General features: G+C 70.6%; 1 protein-coding gene. It reads right to left on the bottom strand.

From position 1 onward, the window contains the following. On the bottom strand, positions 1-252 hold a 252-nt coding region (locus tag APY03_RS25280), incomplete at both ends, for an autotransporter outer membrane beta-barrel domain-containing protein (protein ID WP_157103455.1).

Here is a 252-nt window from a genome sequence, read left to right as displayed (position 1 = left end):
GCCGGCGGGATGATGGTGCTGGTGGAGCGCAGGTACCAGTTCTCCCCGCCCCCCGCGGCATCGCCGGGCTGCAGGCGGTATTCAAAGGCGCCAGCATCGACATGGCCACCTTGCAGAGCGAAGGCGTCCTTCGTGCTCTGGGCGGTGGTGGTGGCGCCGTTGAGGGCGCTCACCAGCTCGATACCGTTGCCCGTGGTGAGCGCGCCCAGGCCGCCGAGGTTGACGACCTGCACGGTGGTGCGCCCGCTGGCC

The organism is Variovorax sp. WDL1 (genome assembly GCF_001541225.1).
Taxonomy (GTDB): Bacteria; Pseudomonadota; Gammaproteobacteria; order Burkholderiales; family Burkholderiaceae_C; genus Variovorax.
Note: the sequence above shows the minus strand (reverse complement) of the source record. Positions and strands in the feature narration are given on the sequence as shown.